The sequence below is a fragment of the Nissabacter archeti genome (genome assembly GCF_018257325.1).
Lineage (GTDB): Bacteria > Pseudomonadota > Gammaproteobacteria > Enterobacterales > Enterobacteriaceae > Chimaeribacter > Chimaeribacter arupi.
The window spans coordinates 58276-73413 of sequence record NZ_JAERKB010000018.1 but is presented as its reverse complement, the minus strand read 5'-3'; the positions used below and the strand labels follow the sequence as shown (position 1 = coordinate 73413).

Below are 15138 nucleotides of genomic sequence, written 5' to 3'. Positions count from 1 at the left end.
GAGAAGCTGTTCGAGCTGTTCGGCTTCACCGTGGAGAACGTGGTGAGCAAGGCGAAAGCGCTGCTGGGCTAAGCCCGGACCGCCTGAGCTGACAAGCGCCCCGATGGGGCGCTTTTTTTATGGGCAAAAAACGCAGAAAGAGGGGCAAAGTGGCTTTCCTGCCCCAGGCTGCCGCGCATGAGCGGCGTATTCACACCTCAGCCTTCTGGTAACTGGCGTTTTTTCCAGCGATTGCATCAGGATCGTCTTAGGCTGGGGTCAGATCATTTTCTTTAGGATGGCTTTGGTTTATGCTCGGCTGAACCGTTTCAGTTGGGGAATATCCCAGCAAAATGAAGAATGTGACGCTGATCACACTATTGATGTGATGATGTAAACGCGGTGGGAGGATTCCTCCCGGCGGCGTGCTGCATTACTCTATGAGGCTGGCACAGTGACCGTAAATCAGGGAATAGCATGACCATCCGCATCGCGATAAACGGGTTTGGCCGCATCGGCCGCAGCGTGTTGCGCGCGCTCTATGAATCCGGCCGCCGGGCGGAAATCTCTGTGGTGGCGATCAACGAACTGGCGCAGGCTGAAGGCATGGCGCATCTGCTGAAATATGACACCAGCCACGGGCGCTTCGCCTGGGATGTGCGGCAGGAGTGCGATGTGCTGTCAGTGGGGGATGACACCATCCGCCTGCTGCATGAGCCGGCGCTGGCGGCGTTGCCGTGGGGCGAGCTTGGGGTGGATGTGGTGCTGGATTGCACCGGCGTTTACGGCAGCCGTGCCGATGGCGAGGCGCACCGCGCCGCCGGGGCCAAAAAGGTGCTGTTTGCCCATCCGGGCGGGCATGACCTCGACGCCACCGTGGTATATGGCGTCAACCATGACGCCCTGCACCGCGAGGACCGGATTGTCTCCAACGCCTCCTGTACCACCAATTGCATCATCCCGGTCATCAAACTGCTGGACGACGCCTACGGCATTGAATCCGGCACCGTGACCACCATCCATTCTTCGATGAACGACCAGCCGGTGATTGACGCCTATCACCCGGATCTGCGCCGTACCCGCGCCGCCAGCCAGTCGATTATTCCGGTCGATACCAAGCTGTCTGCGGGCATCACGCGCATTTTTCCGCAGTTCCAGGATCGCTTTGAAGCGATCTCGGTACGGGTGCCGACCATCAACGTCACCGCCATTGATCTCAGCGTTTTTGTTGGGGCCTGTGTGACGGTGCGTGACGTCAACCTGCTGTTGCAAAAGGCCGCACAGGGGGCTTTTCGTGGTATAGTTGACTATACGGAACTACCATTAGTCTCGATAGATTTTAACCATGATCCGCACAGTGCCATCGTTGACGGCACGCAGACGCGGGTCAGCGGACAGCACCTGATTAAGACTTTGGTCTGGTGCGACAATGAGTGGGGCTTTGCCAACCGGATGTTAGACACCACCAGGGCAATGGCCGCGAGCGGTTTCTAGTACGGTGCACCGGTTTTCCCGGCGTGCCGCTCAAGCAACTTTAAAAGAGAATCAACGAGAGGGTTCACCATGTCTGTAATTAAAATGACCGATCTGGATCTGGCCGGCAAACGCGTACTGATCCGTGCTGATCTGAACGTGCCGGTAAAAGAGGGGAAAGTGACCTCTGACGCACGTATCCGCGCGTCCCTGCCGACGATTGAAGCCGCGCTGAAGCAAGGCGCACGTGTCATGGTTACGTCTCACCTGGGCCGTCCGACCGAAGGCGAATACAACGACGAGTTTTCGTTGCTGCCGGTTGTGAACTACCTGAAAGATAAGCTTTCTTCCCCGGTGCGCCTGGCGAAAGAGTATCTGGACGGCGTTGACGTTGCAGAAGGTGAACTGGTGGTTCTGGAAAACGTCCGCTTCAACAAAGGCGAGAAGAAAGACGACGAAACGCTGGCGAAGAAATATGCCGCACTGTGTGACGTCTTCGTGATGGACGCTTTTGGTACCGCGCACCGTGCGCAGGCTTCTACCCACGGCGTCGGCAAATTTGCGCCGGTGGCCTGTGCCGGCCCGCTGCTCTCTGCAGAACTGGAAGCCCTGGGCAAAGCGCTGGGTAACCCGGCTCGCCCGATGGTGGCGATTGTGGGCGGCTCCAAAGTCTCCACCAAACTCACTGTGCTGGATTCCCTCTCCAAAATCGCTGACCAGCTGATCGTCGGTGGCGGTATCGCCAACACCTTCGTGGCTGCACAAGGCCACAACGTCGGTAAATCCCTGTATGAAGCCGACCTGACCGATGAAGCGAAAAAACTGCTCGAAACCTGTGACATTCCGGTGCCGACCGATGTGCGCGTCGCCACGGAGTTTTCCGAAACCGCACCGGCAACGTTGAAATCAGTTAACGACATCAAAGATGATGAGCAAATCCTTGACCTGGGCGATGCCTCCGCTGAGCGTCTGGCTGAGATCCTGAAAAACGCCAAGACCATTCTGTGGAACGGCCCGGTAGGGGTATTCGAGTTCCCGAACTTCCGTAAAGGAACCGAAATTGTCGCGCAGGCAATCGCCGACAGCGACGCATTCTCCATCGCAGGCGGTGGTGACACTCTGGCAGCAATCGATCTGTTCGGAATTGCTGACAAAATTTCCTATATCTCCACCGGCGGCGGTGCCTTCCTGGAGTTCGTGGAAGGTAAAAAACTGCCGGCAGTTGTGATGCTGGAAGAGCGTGCCAAGCAGTAATTAACCTGGACGGGCCGCGCAGGCTGCCCGTTCCTGCTGTTACGCCCCGCGTTTCTGGGGCAGGGCGCAACGGCGTACCGATTCATTTCTCTCTACGGCCGACGAAACAGGACGACGTAAAATGTCTAAAATTTTTGATTTCGTAAAACCGGGTGTCATCACAGGTGATGACGTTCAGAAAGTGTTCCAGGTAGCGAAAGAAAACAACTTCGCACTGCCGGCAGTTAACTGCGTGGGTACCGACTCCATCAACGCTGTGCTGGAAACCGCCGCTAAAGTCAAAGCACCGGTTATCGTTCAGTTCTCCAATGGTGGCGCGGCGTTCATCGCCGGTAAAGGCCTGAAAACCGATATCCCGCAGGGCGCGGCTATCCTGGGTGCTATCTCCGGCGCACACCACGTGCACCAGATGGCAGAGCACTACGGCGTGCCGGTTATCCTGCACACTGACCACTGTGCCAAGAAACTGCTGCCGTGGATCGACGGTCTGCTGGATGCAGGTGAAAAGCACTTTGCCGCGACCGGCAAACCGCTGTTCTCCTCCCACATGATCGACCTGTCCGAAGAGTCCCTGGAAGAGAACATCGAGATCTGTTCCAAGTACCTGGAGCGCATGTCCAAAATGGGCATGACCCTGGAGATCGAACTGGGCTGCACCGGCGGTGAAGAAGATGGCGTGGACAACAGCCATATGGACGCGTCCGCCCTGTACACCCAACCGGAAGACGTGGACTACGCGTACACCAAGTTGAACGCCATCAGCCCGCGCTTCACCATCGCGGCTTCCTTCGGTAACGTTCACGGTGTGTACAAGCCGGGTAACGTGAAACTGACCCCGACCATCCTGCGTGATTCTCAGGAATTCGTGTCCAAAAAACACAACCTGCCGCACAACAGCCTGAACTTCGTCTTCCACGGCGGTTCCGGTTCCTCTGCGCAGGAAATCAAAGATTCCGTCAGCTACGGCGTAATCAAAATGAACATCGATACCGACACCCAATGGGCCAACTGGGAAGGTATCCTGAAGTATTACAAAGAAAACGAAGCCTACCTGCAGAGCCAGCTGGGCAACCCGAAAGGCGAAGACCAGCCGAACAAGAAATACTACGATCCACGCGTCTGGCTGCGTGCCGCGCAGAGCTCCATGGTGACCCGCCTGGAGCAGGCGTTCCAGGAACTGAACGCGATCGACGTGCTGTAATCGGTTTTCTGACAAACAAAAGGCTCCCGGATGGGGGCCTTTTTTTATGCCTGCCGGACAGCAACTGTGCGCTTTTCGGCCGGATCGGCCCGTTTATCAGCATCCGCCACCGGATCACGGCTTGTGGGTTGGCGGGAGCGGATTTTGTTAGTTACCCTTATAGACGTGCTTGCCGGGCTTGAAAACCTTAGCAATCTTCGGGGTTTTATTGCACCGGTGCCTTGCCGGATGCGAAGTCGGGCAGAGAGTAACGACAGGTGTGACGCCCCCGGCATCAGGGGGGAGACTGTGAAAATAACAAAGGTGGGATGAATGGACGATTTGAACGTGGTAGACCGAATTAACAGCGCCGGCAGTTGGCTGGCCCGTAACCAGGGGTTGTTGATCCATTACGTGGTGAATATCGTGGCCGCGGTTGTCATCATGATCATCGGCTTTATGGCAGCCAAAGTGATCTCCGGCACCCTCCGCAAAGTCATGCATGCCAGGGGTATTGATGACACCGTATCCGATTTCCTGTCAGCGATTGTGCGCTACGGGGTGATTGCGTTCACCATTATCGCGGCACTGGGGCGCATCGGCGTACAGACGGCTTCCGTGATCGCGGTGCTGGGTGCCGCCGGCCTGGCCGTGGGCCTGGCGCTGCAAGGCTCGCTGTCTAACTTTGCGGCCGGTGTGCTGCTGGTGATCTTCCGCCCGTTCCGCGCCGGTGAGTACGTGGATCTGGGCGGCGTGGCCGGTACGGTGGAAGAGGTACAGATTTTCCATACCACGCTGCGCACCCCGGATGACAAAATGGTGGTGGTGCCGAACGGTAAAATCATCGCCAACAATATCATCAACACCTCGCGTGAGCCGAACCGCCGTACCGAGATTGTGGTCGGCGTGGCCTATGATGCCGACATTGATACAGTGAAAAAAGTGCTGGGTGACATTGTGGCCGCTGATGAACGCATCATGCATGACAAAGGCGTCACGGTGCGCCTGAATGAGATGGGGGCTTCCACACTGAATTTCGTGGTGCGCTTCTGGACCACCAACGGCAATGCACAGGAGACGTTCTGGGACACGCTTGAGAGCTTCAAGCGTGCGCTGGATAAACACAACATCGGCATTCCTTACCCGCAGATGGACGTCCACCTCTACAAGGCGGACAACACCGCCGCCGCCCCGGCTGCCGACGCGCCGAAAGAGGAGCGCAACCTGAGCCTGAAAAAAGGCGCAGAAAGCCCGGTGGGCAGCAGCGTATCCTGATCCGCGCAGTGAACCCTGTGGGGTGCCTTCGGGCGCCCCTTTTTTATGGGCGCAACGCATTCATCGCGCCCGCCGGCCCTGCCTATTAGCCACACTGATATGCAATAAGATTTTTGCGTTTCCTCTGATAGCGCGGCGTCCGTACACTGCGCCCATACCTGTGTGCCGCGACCTGCGGCCGCTCTATTGAGGACGTGTATTGTGTTAGCTATTTATCTTCAGGGCTTTCTGCTCGGTGCCGCCATGATCCTGCCGCTCGGCCCGCAGAATGCGTTTGTGCTGTATCAGGGCATCCGCCGACAGTACCACATGATGATCGCCTCCCTCTGTACCCTGAGCGATGTGGCGCTGATTTGTGCCGGGGTGTTCGGCGGCAGTGCGCTGCTCAGCCGCTCCCCGGTGCTGCTGGCGCTGGTGACCTGGGGCGGGGTGGCATTCCTGCTGTGGTACGGCTTCGGGGCACTGCGCAGTGCAGCCCGGCCGGGGGAAGTGCAAAGTGAGGCGTGTTTCGCCCGCCAAAGCCGCTGGAAAATTGTCGCCACGCTGCTGGCGGTGACCTGGCTGAACCCGCATGTCTACCTGGATACCTTTGTGGTGCTCGGCAGCCTGGGCGGCCAGTTTGCGCCGGAGGCCCGCCGCTGGTTTGCGCTCGGGGCGGCCTGTGCCTCGCTGGTCTGGTTCTTTGGCCTGGCGCTGCTGGCAGCCTGGCTGGCACCGGTGTTGCGGACGGCGCGTGCGCAGCGCATCATTAACCTGTTGGTCGGACTGGTGATGTGGGGTATTGCCCTGCAACTGGCCTGGCAGGCGCTCTCCCGCTGAGTGGAAAAGTGTGAAGTGAGTTAAAAACCACGTAACGGGCGGCGGTATTCGAAGTAATCCTATAGGGCGTGCCGTTAACGGCACGTTATGCTGGGGTTGATACCGCCTGGTTTATCTTCATATCACCCGACACCCCCCGCAGCCACCGTTAACCGGCTGCGGGTAAATTATTGAAAAGCGGGTTGCTGCCCTTTCATAATGGGTGATTAATGAGGGCCGAAGGGACTTTTTCCCGGCGTACACCGCATACATAAGGAGCTACCGTGAAGTTAAAGGCATTGGCTTTAGCCGCAATGATGGGAATGGGCAGCGCGCCGCTGATGGTGCAGGCCGCTGAAGTGCCGGAAGGCCCGCACGTAGTGACCTCAGGCACCGCCAGCGTGGATGCCACCCCGGACATCGCCACCCTGGCCATTGAGGTCAACGTCTCCTCAAAAGATGCCGCGACGGCCAAACAGCAGGCTGACGCGAAAGTGGCCGAGTATTTCTCATTCCTGCAAAAAAACGGCATTGATAAAAAAGACATCAACGCCGCCAACCTGCGCACCCAGCCGGAATATACCTACCTGAAAGATGGCGGCTCTGAGCTGAAAGGTTACCGTGCATCCCGCCAGGTGCAGGTCACCCTGCGCCAGCTGGACAAGCTGAATGATCTGCTGGACGGCGCGCTGAAATCAGGCCTGAATGAGATCCGTGCCGTAGAACTGGGTGTTGCCAACCCGGAAACCTATCGCAATGAGGCGCGCCAGAAGGCGATTGATAATGCCACCCAGCAGGCCGGTGCGCTGGCTGAGGGCTTCAAAGCCAAACTGGGGCCGGTGTTCAGCATTCGTTACCATGTGGCCAACTACCAGCCGATGCCGGTGATGCGGATGTACAAAACGGCGGAAGCCGCGCCGCAGAACGACGCCGCCCAAACCTATGACCAGCAGACCATTCACTTTGATGATCAGGTGGATGTGGTGTTTGAGCTACAGCGCCCGTAATCCCGTCATCGCGTATGATGATAATGTAACGGCCCTGTGGGGCCGTTTTTAATCCTGCCGTAAAACCTGATGGCCGTGGGCAATCAGCGCATCCGTGACTTTACGCATCATCCGGCTCTCCGGCGCGAAACGGTGCCAGAACAGCATCCGCCGCTGGAACAGGCCGGGCGTCAGGTCAATCAGTTCACCGCTCTCCAGCTCACGTTCAATCTGCAAATGCGGGATCATGCAGCAGGTGGTGCCCTGGCGCGCCAGTTGCACAAAGGCTTCCGACGAGTTCACGATGTGGCAGGGCACGCTGCCGGGGGAGAGGTCAAAATTCTGCTGCAAAAAGGCCTGATGCATATCATCAAGGTGGTCGAATGCCACTGCCGGGGCTTTCAACAGCGCATTACGCGTAACGCCGTTCGGGAAATAGCGATCGGCAAAGGCTTTTGAGGCCACAAACAGGTAGTCCAGCGCCCCGAGCTGGTCCACCAGGCAGCTCGGCAAGGGCTGCGGCTGGATACTGACCGCGCCGACCACTTCCCCACGGCGCAGGCGCTCCTGGGTGCGGGTTTCATCTTCCACCTGTAAATTCAGGCGGATCGGCGAATCGGCCAGCACCGGCTTCAGCGCCGGCAGCAGCCAGGTCGCCAGGCTGTCGGCGTTGACCGCCAGCGACAGCAGCAACGGCGAGTCACTGCCGGTGTCGTTGCCCAGCCACTCCTCCTCCAGCAACTCCACCTGATGCAGCAGCGCCAGCAGTTTTTGCCCCTGTTCGGTCGGGCGCGGCGGCACGGTGCGCACCAGCAGCGGCTGGCCGAACAGGTTTTCCAGCTGTTTGATGCGTTGGGAAACCGCCGATTGTGTGATGCAAAGTTTCTGAGCGGCGCGTTCAAAGCCGCGCTCACGGATCACCGCGTCCAGCGCCTGCAACGTTCGGTAGTCTGGGCGTTTCATTGGAAATCTGTCCCCTGAAGTCGTTGTATTAGCGCACTATGCCACAATTTTGCCGCGCTGCGGGGGCAAAATCACCGTGCTGCCCCGGCATAACTGTGATCCCCCGCCGTGGATTGCACGCCCTTTTCAGCAGCGCTTGCTCTATAATACGCACACGTTTTCGCAGCGGGAGCAATGAACTTACTATGACGCAGGATGAACTGAAAAAAGCGGTCGGATGGGCAGCACTTGATTACGTTACGCCGGGCACCATCGTCGGGGTCGGCACCGGCTCCACGGCGGCGCATTTTATTGACGCGCTTGGCTCCATCAAACATCAGATTGACGGTGCGGTCTCCAGCTCTGACGCCTCCACCGCCAAACTCAAAAGCCTCGGCATTCCGGTGTTTGACTGCAATGACGTCGACAGCCTGGACATCTACGTCGACGGGGCTGACGAGATCAACGGCCATATGCAGATGATCAAAGGCGGCGGTGCCGCGCTGACGCGTGAGAAGATCATCGCGGCGATTGCGCGCAAATTTATCTGCATCGTCGATGCCTCCAAGCAGGTGGATGTGCTGGGCAACTTTCCGCTGCCGGTGGAAGTGATCCCGATGGCGCGCGCTTATGTGGCGCGTGAGCTGGTGAAACTGGGCGGCCAGCCGGAGTACCGTCAGGGCGTGGTCACTGACAACGGCAATATCATCCTGGATGTGCGCAACCTCACCATCCTTGACCCGGTGGCACTGGAAAACAGCATCAATAACATCGCAGGCGTGGTGACGGTGGGGCTGTTTGCCAACCGCGGCGCGGATGTGGCGCTGGTCGGCACCAAAGACGGTGTGAAGACGGTAAAATAAGCGCCCGATCTGCCCTGGCCGCCGGGGCAGGTTAACCGGCCGGGCCGGTGGGCCAACAGGGCAGGGCGCTGCCTGCGCGGCTTGCCGGCACCCGGCGGCAGGTGAATGGGCCATAGCCGGCGCTTATGACCGGTCATATTTTTTACGCTGAAATATCTTTTCTTCTCAGGCGTAAATTTGGTGACATATATCACAATCCCCGGTTTGAATTTCCTAACATTCTGGCGCTTTTCGCTTCCCCAGCATTTTTCCCCAAAAACGCCCGGCGCCGGTGCGCCTTATGCTGAGCCACCCGCAATCGTTTGTATTGCCGCCCGCTGAATATTTGTTATGTTGAAGCGGCGCTGCTGCACAAGATTGCACGACAGCCATTTCTGAAGTCTGAAAAAATAGGGTCGGGTCATGGCAAAAGTATCACTGGAGAAGGACAGAATTAAGTTTCTGTTAGTGGAAGGGGTCCATCAGAGCACCGTTGAAAACCTGCGTGCTGCCGGATATACCAATATCGAATACCACAAAGGCGCGCTGGATACCGAGGCGCTGAAAGCGTCCATCCGCGATGCGCACTTTGTCGGCATCCGCTCGCGTACCCAGCTTACCGAAGAGGTGTTTGCGGCGGCAGAAAAGCTGGTGGCAGTCGGCTGTTTCTGCATCGGCACCAACCAGGTTGACCTGAACGCCGCCACCAAACGCGGCATTCCGGTGTTCAACGCGCCTTTCTCCAATACCCGATCCGTAGCCGAAATGGTGCTTGGCGAACTGCTGCTGATGATGCGCGGCATCCCGGCGGCCAACGCCAAAGCGCACCGCGGCGTCTGGCATAAACTGGCCGTCGGCTCGTTTGAAGCGCGCGGCAAACGCCTCGGCATCATCGGTTACGGCCACATCGGTATGCAGCTTGGCGTACTGGCCGAAGGGCTGGGGATGCAGGTCTATTTCTATGACATCGAGAACAAGCTGCCGCTCGGCAACGCCCAGCAGGTACGCCACCTCTCGGAACTGCTGAACATGAGCGATGTGGTGTCGCTGCATGTGCCGGAAACGCCGTCCACGCAGAATATGATGGGCGTGGAAGAGTTCAAACTGATGAAGCCGGGCGCAATCCTGATCAACGCCTCACGCGGCACGGTCGTGGACATCCCGGCGCTGTGTGACGCGCTTTCAAGCAAACACCTGTCCGGCGCGGCGATTGACGTCTTCCCGGAAGAACCGGCCACCAACAGCGATCCGTTCAACTCCCCGCTGTGCGAGTTCGACAACGTGATCCTGACGCCGCACATCGGCGGTTCTACCCAGGAAGCGCAGGAAAATATCGGTTCCGAAGTGGCCGGCAAGCTGGCGAAATACTCTGACAACGGCTCTACGCTGTCGGCGGTCAACTTCCCGGAAGTGTCGCTGCCGAGCCACGGGGCCAATGCCCGCCGTTTGCTGCACATCCATGAAAACCGCCCGGGCGTGCTGACGCGCATCAACCAGATCTTTGCAGAGCAGGGCATCAACATTGCCGCGCAGTACCTGCAAACCAGCCCGGAAATCGGCTATGTGGTGATTGACGTCGAAAGCGACAGCGCAGACGGCGCCAACACCGCGCTGCAAATGATGAAAGCGATCCCCGGCACGATTCGCGCCCGTCTGCTTTACTGACCGGTTGCTGCAGAGAAACGGGTGCCTCAGGCACCCGTTTTTTTATGCCTGCCGCTCACCAGCGCCACAGCTTGCCGGGGGTGATAATCTCCGGCAACGGCACATCCCAGGCTTCAGCAGGGATGCTCTCTACCTGCTGGCAGTCATGCGCCAGCCCAATCGGGTAAGGCCCATGAGTGCGCCAGTGTGCCAGCGTACGGTCATAAAACCCGCCGCCCATGCCCAGCCGCTGGCCGCTGTCATCAAACGCCACCAGCGGCGTCAAAATTACGTCAAGCTGCGGCAACGGCAGAATATGGCGCACGTCCAGCCTTGGTTCAGGAATGCGCAGGCGATTGGGAATCAGCTCTGTGTCCGGTTGGTAGTCCAGAAACAGCAGGTGGCCGGGCGAAAAAGGGTGCAAAACCGGCAGCACGACGCGTTTGCCCAGTGACCAGAGCCGCTCAATCGTGGGGCGGGTCGGCAGTTCGCCGTCAAAAGAGAGGAAAATCGCCACGCTGTGCGCCGCCTGGATACGCGGATGGCCGGCAACCTGGTGGGCCGCCTGATGGGCGGCCTGCTGCTGCTGTCCGGGTGTCAGGGCACGGCGGCGCTGACGGACTTCCGTGCGCAGATGCTGGCGTAACAAGGCAATATCAGGGGGTTGTGCTGGAAAGTCTGTTTTCATAGGGGAAACCGTGTCCATACGGGAAAACGGGTCGGTGTAAACAGAACGGGCAACAGGGTGCTGCCGGGTAAAGAAGGGAATCTCCGAGATGCCGCCGCAGGCTGTAACCCTTGAACCCTTGGTTCAAGGTGAACGCAGCGTCGTAACTTTAAGGCTTCTCGGACGGACCGAGCATGCTCACCAATTACGGATCGCCACATTCTTGTGGTATGAAATATCGGCTCAGGGGACTGGCCCGCTGACGAACACCTCAGAGAAATTTTTTACTCGCTGCTGACTCTAAAGATCTTACATTTAAAAATCAACTGCTTAAGTATTCATTTTTTGCTTCATTGCGCCGTTAACAGCACATTTTTTTCGAAACACCGTGATGGCCGGTTATTCGAAGGGGGCACCCTGACGTTCAGAAATGCGACCCTGTTCAAGCAGCGCCTGTTCGATGGTCTGTTGCAACATCCGGATGCGCTGTTCCATATTGGCGGCATAGTCACGCGTTTTCAAGCGTTCTTGCGCCAGTTCGTGACACACGTTCAGTGCCGCGATGAAAACCAGTTGTTCTGTATTTGTGACTCTAGTGCGAACTTTCAGATCTTGCAACCGCTGGTTCAGATCTTCTGCGGCCAGATTCAACGCATCTTGTTGCTCTGGCGGGCAGTTTACCCGTAATGAGCGACCAAAAATTTGAATATCTACCGGTTGTGCAGCCATGCCACCTTCCTGCCTCAATTTCCGCGTCCGCTTACCGCACCGGTTAAAGCGGGCGCCACTATATATACCTCAATACCAAGATACAACCCCTTTCCAACGGGGAATTCCCCTGGACCGCAGCGCCTACTCTACTAAGCTGTCAGGGATAATCAACCCTTAACCGGGTCTCTGCTAATCTGGTACAGCGACGGATCTTGGTGGTAGCATACCATGAACTTATCCTGCCAACGATGACCAATACGTATGTCGATACATAATCCTTACCCTACTTATGATGCCGTTAATCAGGCACTCCGCCAGCAGGCGGTCGCACTCACGGCCGCAGAGATGCACGGCCTGGTCAGCGGTTTGCTGTGTGGCGGTAACCGTGATGCCAGCTGGCAGACGCTGGTACATGACCTCACCAACGAGGGCATCGCCTTCCCGCAGGCGCTGAATGCGCCGTTGCAGGCGCTCTATCAGGTGACGCGTGACACGCTGGAAGATGACGGTTTCGAATTCCGTATGCTGATGCCGGATGACGAAGCCAGCGTCTTTGACCGGGCGGATGCGCTCTCCGGCTGGGTTAACCACTTCCTGCTCGGCCTCGGCGTGATGCAGCCGAAGCTCTCCCAGGTCAAGGACGAAGTGGGCGAGGCGATTGACGACCTGCGCAACATCGCCCAGCTGGGATATGAGGAAGATGAGGATCAGGAAGAACTGGAGCAGTCGCTGGAAGAGGTAGTGGAATACGTGCGCGTCGCGGCGATCCTCTGCCATGCGGAATTTGCTGAACCGGGCCCCACTGCGCCGGAAGTGCGCAAGCCTACGCTGCACTGAGCCGCCGTGCCCCGGTAAATAACAGGTTGTTAACGCAGAGTTTAAGGAGAAGGTGATGACCCAGCAGGAGTTTCAGAATCGCCGCCAGGCACTTCTGGCAAAAATGGCCCCGGCCAGTGCCGCGCTGATTTTTGCTGCCCCGGAAGCCGCCCGCAACGCGGACAGCGACTACCCGTACCGCCAGGACAGCGATTTCTGGTATCTCACCGGCTTTAATGAACCGGAAGCGGTGCTGATCCTGATTAAAAGCGATGACACCCACAACCACAGCGTGCTGTTTAACCGGGTGCGTGACCTGACGGCAGAGATCTGGTTCGGCCGCCGTCTGGGGCAGGAGGCGGCCCCGGCCAAACTGGGGGTGGATCGCGCCCTGCCGTTTGATGAGATCGGCACGCAACTGCACCTGCTGCTGAACGGGCTGGATGTGGTCTACCATGCGCAGGGCCACTATGCCTACGCCGATACCCTGGTGTTCGGCGCGCTGGAAAAACTGCGCAACGGCGCGCGGCAGAACCTCGCCGCCCCGGCGACGATCACCGACTGGCGGCCGTGGCTGCATGAGATGCGGCTGTTCAAATCGCCGGAAGAGATTGCCGTCATGCGCCGCGCCGGGGAGATCACGGCGCTGGCGCATACCCGTGCGATGGAGCGCTGCCGCCCCGGCATGTTTGAGTATCAGCTGGAGGGCGAAATCCAGCATGAATTCACCCGCCACGGCGCGCGCTTCCCGGCTTACAACACCATTGTCGGCAGCGGCGAGAATGCCTGCATCCTGCACTACACCGAAAACGAGTGTGAAATGCAGGACGGCGATCTGGTGCTGATCGACGCCGGGTGCGAATACCGCAGCTACGCGGGGGACATCACCCGCACCTTCCCGGTCAACGGCAAATTTACCCCGGCCCAGCGCGCCGTCTATGACATCGTGCTGGCGGCCGAATACAAGGCGCTGGAACTCTACCGCCCCGGCACCAGTATGCTGGAAGTGACGCAGGCGGTGGCGCGGGTGATGATCGACGGGCTGGTGCGGCTCGGCATCCTGCACGGTGAGACAGAGCAACTGCTGGCGGAAAAAGCTTACCGCCCGTTCTTTATGCATGGCCTGTCACACTGGCTGGGGCTGGACGTGCATGACGTAGGCCACTACGGCACCGACCGCGACCGCGTGCTGGAACCGGGGATGGTGCTGACCGTGGAGCCGGGGCTGTATATTGCGCCGGACGCCAATGTCCCGGCTGAATACCGCGGCATCGGCGTGCGGATTGAGGATGACATCCTGATCACCGCTGACGGCAACGAGATCCTGACCGGCGGCGTGGTGAAAGAAGCCGACGAGATTGAGGCGCTGATGGCGGCGGCACGGTAAGCGTATGAGCATGATTATTGTAGGCGGCGGTATGGTCGGGGCCACGCTGGCACTGGCCGTTTCCGCCCTGACCCAGGGCAAGGTGCGGGTGGATCTGGTCGAGGCGGCGTTGCCGGAAGACCGGAAGCACCCCGGCTTTGATGCGCGGGCGATTGCCCTGGCGCAAGGCACCTGCCGCCAGCTGGCGCGCATCGGCATCTGGCCCGCCCTGCGTGACTGCGCCACGCCGATCACCCATGTGCACGTCAGTGACCGCGGCCATGCGGGGCTGGTGAACCTGCACGCGCAGGATTTCCACGTCACCGAACTCGGCAACGTGGTGGAGCTGCATGACGCCGGGCGGCGGCTGTTTGCGCTGCTGCGTAAGGCACCGGGCGTGCATCTGCACTGCCCGGCGAAAGTCGTCAATGTGGACCGGCAAATCGGGCATGCCGGTGTCACGCTGGATACCGGCGAAACCCTGACCGCCCAGTTGCTGGTGGCGGCGGACGGCTCCCACTCGGCGCTGGCCCGCGCCTGCCAGGTACAGTGGCAGGTGAGCGACTACCCGCAGATCGCGGTGATCGCCAACGTCACTACCGCGGAATTGCCGCAAGGGCGGGCGTTTGAACGCTTTACCGAATACGGGCCGCTGGCGCTGCTGCCGATGTCACAGGGGCGCAGCTCGCTGGTCTGGTGCCATCCGCGTGAGCGGCAGGCGGAGGTCAGCAACTGGAATGAGGCGGACTTTATCAGCCAACTGCAACAGGCGTTTGGCTGGCGGCTCGGCAAAATCCTTAAAGCCGGCCAGCGGGAGATTTACCCGCTGCACCTGCGCACCGCGCACAGCCACATCAGCCACCGCCTGGCACTGGCAGGCAATGCGGCGCAAACCCTGCACCCGATTGCCGGGCAGGGCTTTAACCTCGGCCTGCGGGATGTCATGACGCTGGCGGAAACCGTGGCCGATGCCGCCGCACAGGGGCAGGATGTGGGCAGCGGGGCGGTGCTCAGCGCGTACCAGGCGCGCCGCCGGCCCGATCAGCAGGCCACCGTCGGGGTGACGGACGGCCTGATTCACCTTTTCGCCAACCGTTACGCGCCGCTGGCAGCCGGGCGTAACCTTGGTTTGATGGCAATGGAACAGACTCCACTGCTGCGCGACGCCTTTGCCCGCCGGACCCTGGGATGGGTGGCGCGCTGAG

The 15138-nt window shown here is 59.2% G+C and carries 14 protein-coding genes and 1 other RNA gene; 11 read left to right on the top strand and 4 right to left on the bottom strand.

The genetic code is table 11. The features are described 5' to 3' along the window. The first annotated feature begins 456 nt into the window (after positions 1–456). From epd to JK232_RS20910, 6 genes are all read left to right on the top strand, one after another. Entirely contained in the window at positions 457–1473 is a 1017-nt protein-coding gene (gene epd, locus JK232_RS20935; protein ID WP_072932784.1) for an erythrose-4-phosphate dehydrogenase, read from the top strand. 69 nt (positions 1474–1542) lie between these two features. Beyond that, a complete protein-coding gene (pgk, locus tag JK232_RS20930) occupies positions 1543–2706 on the top strand; it encodes a phosphoglycerate kinase (RefSeq protein ID WP_072932782.1) in 1164 nt (387 codons plus the stop codon). A 121-nt stretch (positions 2707–2827) separates the two neighbouring features. Beyond that, positions 2828–3907: a class II fructose-bisphosphate aldolase gene (gene fbaA / locus JK232_RS20925; protein ID WP_072932779.1), complete on the top strand. Its 1080-nt coding sequence runs from the start codon at positions 2828–2830 to the stop codon at positions 3905–3907. Positions 3908–4219: 312 nt separating this feature from the next. After that, complete coding sequence (mscS, locus tag JK232_RS20920; protein ID WP_072932777.1) at positions 4220–5161, top strand: small-conductance mechanosensitive channel MscS; 942 nt, start codon at positions 4220–4222, stop codon at positions 5159–5161. Between the two features lie 201 nt (positions 5162–5362). Next, positions 5363–5980, top strand: a complete 618-nt coding sequence (argO, locus tag JK232_RS20915) for an arginine exporter ArgO (RefSeq protein WP_212589648.1) — start codon at positions 5363–5365, stop codon at positions 5978–5980. Between the two features lie 263 nt (positions 5981–6243). After that, on the top strand, positions 6244–6966 hold the full coding sequence (locus tag JK232_RS20910) for an oxidative stress defense protein (RefSeq protein WP_072932773.1): 723 nt from the start codon (positions 6244–6246) through the stop codon (positions 6964–6966). 48 nt (positions 6967–7014) lie between these two features. Here JK232_RS20910 and JK232_RS20905 read toward each other — a convergent pair whose 3' ends face one another. Beyond that, complete coding sequence (locus tag JK232_RS20905) at positions 7015–7908, bottom strand: LysR family transcriptional regulator ArgP (RefSeq protein ID WP_072932771.1); 894 nt, start codon at positions 7906–7908, stop codon at positions 7015–7017. Positions 7909–8093: 185 nt separating this feature from the next. Between JK232_RS20905 and rpiA the strand changes: the two genes are divergently transcribed. Next, on the top strand, positions 8094–8750 hold the full coding sequence (gene rpiA, locus JK232_RS20900) for a ribose-5-phosphate isomerase RpiA (RefSeq protein WP_072932769.1): 657 nt from the start codon (positions 8094–8096) through the stop codon (positions 8748–8750). 402 nt (positions 8751–9152) lie between these two features. Further along, the gene (gene serA, locus JK232_RS20895) at positions 9153–10394 is read left to right on the top strand and encodes a phosphoglycerate dehydrogenase (protein ID WP_212589647.1); all 1242 of its coding nucleotides are present in this window, start codon (positions 9153–9155) and stop codon (positions 10392–10394) included. Between the two features lie 55 nt (positions 10395–10449). On the opposite strand, the gene JK232_RS20890 is transcribed toward serA, so the two are convergent. The 3 genes from JK232_RS20890 to zapA all read right to left on the bottom strand — a co-directional run bounded on the left by JK232_RS20890 (position 10450) and on the right by zapA (position 11769). Continuing rightward, a complete protein-coding gene (locus tag JK232_RS20890) occupies positions 10450–11061 on the bottom strand; it encodes a 5-formyltetrahydrofolate cyclo-ligase (protein WP_072932764.1) in 612 nt (203 codons plus the stop codon). A gap of 76 nt (positions 11062–11137) precedes the next feature. Further along, positions 11138–11321: non-coding RNA, 6S RNA (ssrS, locus tag JK232_RS20885), on the bottom strand. 118 nt (positions 11322–11439) lie between these two features. Beyond that, positions 11440–11769: a cell division protein ZapA gene (gene zapA / locus JK232_RS20880; RefSeq protein WP_072932761.1), complete on the bottom strand. Its 330-nt coding sequence runs from the start codon at positions 11767–11769 to the stop codon at positions 11440–11442. A gap of 243 nt (positions 11770–12012) precedes the next feature. On the opposite strand from zapA, the gene JK232_RS20875 reads away from it, so the two are divergent. The 3 genes from JK232_RS20875 to ubiH are packed head-to-tail and all read left to right on the top strand — an operon-like array spanning position 12013 to position 15137. After that, positions 12013–12588, top strand: coding sequence for a YecA/YgfB family protein (locus tag JK232_RS20875; RefSeq protein WP_072932759.1), 576 nt, complete (start codon positions 12013–12015; stop codon positions 12586–12588). Between the two features lie 55 nt (positions 12589–12643). Beyond that, positions 12644–13954 carry a Xaa-Pro aminopeptidase gene (gene pepP / locus JK232_RS20870; RefSeq protein WP_101828965.1) on the top strand — a complete coding sequence of 437 codons (1311 nt, stop codon included), beginning with the start codon at positions 12644–12646 and terminating at the stop codon, positions 13952–13954. Positions 13955–13958: 4 nt separating this feature from the next. Continuing rightward, on the top strand, positions 13959–15137 hold the full coding sequence (gene ubiH / locus JK232_RS20865) for a 2-octaprenyl-6-methoxyphenyl hydroxylase (RefSeq protein ID WP_101828966.1): 1179 nt from the start codon (positions 13959–13961) through the stop codon (positions 15135–15137). Position 15138 lies beyond the last annotated feature (1 nt).

Bases quoted from the DNA above. Each gene is read 5' to 3' on its own strand.
- epd (WP_072932784.1), top strand. From the start codon at position 457: ATGACCATCCGCATCGCGATAAACGGGTTTGGCCGCATCGGCCGCAGC.
- serA (WP_212589647.1), top strand. From the start codon at position 9,153: ATGGCAAAAGTATCACTGGAGAAGGACAGAATTAAGTTTCTGTTAGTG.
- mscS (WP_072932777.1), top strand. From the start codon at position 4,220: ATGGACGATTTGAACGTGGTAGACCGAATTAACAGCGCCGGCAGTTGG.
- ubiH (WP_101828966.1), top strand. From the start codon at position 13,959: ATGAGCATGATTATTGTAGGCGGCGGTATGGTCGGGGCCACGCTGGCA.
- fbaA (WP_072932779.1), top strand. From the start codon at position 2,828: ATGTCTAAAATTTTTGATTTCGTAAAACCGGGTGTCATCACAGGTGAT.
- JK232_RS20875 (WP_072932759.1), top strand. From the start codon at position 12,013: ATGTCGATACATAATCCTTACCCTACTTATGATGCCGTTAATCAGGCA.
- zapA (WP_072932761.1), bottom strand. From the start codon at position 11,769: ATGGCTGCACAACCGGTAGATATTCAAATTTTTGGTCGCTCATTACGG.
- pgk (WP_072932782.1), top strand. From the start codon at position 1,543: ATGTCTGTAATTAAAATGACCGATCTGGATCTGGCCGGCAAACGCGTA.
- rpiA (WP_072932769.1), top strand. From the start codon at position 8,094: ATGACGCAGGATGAACTGAAAAAAGCGGTCGGATGGGCAGCACTTGAT.
- JK232_RS20890 (WP_072932764.1), bottom strand. From the start codon at position 11,061: ATGAAAACAGACTTTCCAGCACAACCCCCTGATATTGCCTTGTTACGC.
- pepP (WP_101828965.1), top strand. From the start codon at position 12,644: ATGACCCAGCAGGAGTTTCAGAATCGCCGCCAGGCACTTCTGGCAAAA.
- JK232_RS20905 (WP_072932771.1), bottom strand. From the start codon at position 7,908: ATGAAACGCCCAGACTACCGAACGTTGCAGGCGCTGGACGCGGTGATC.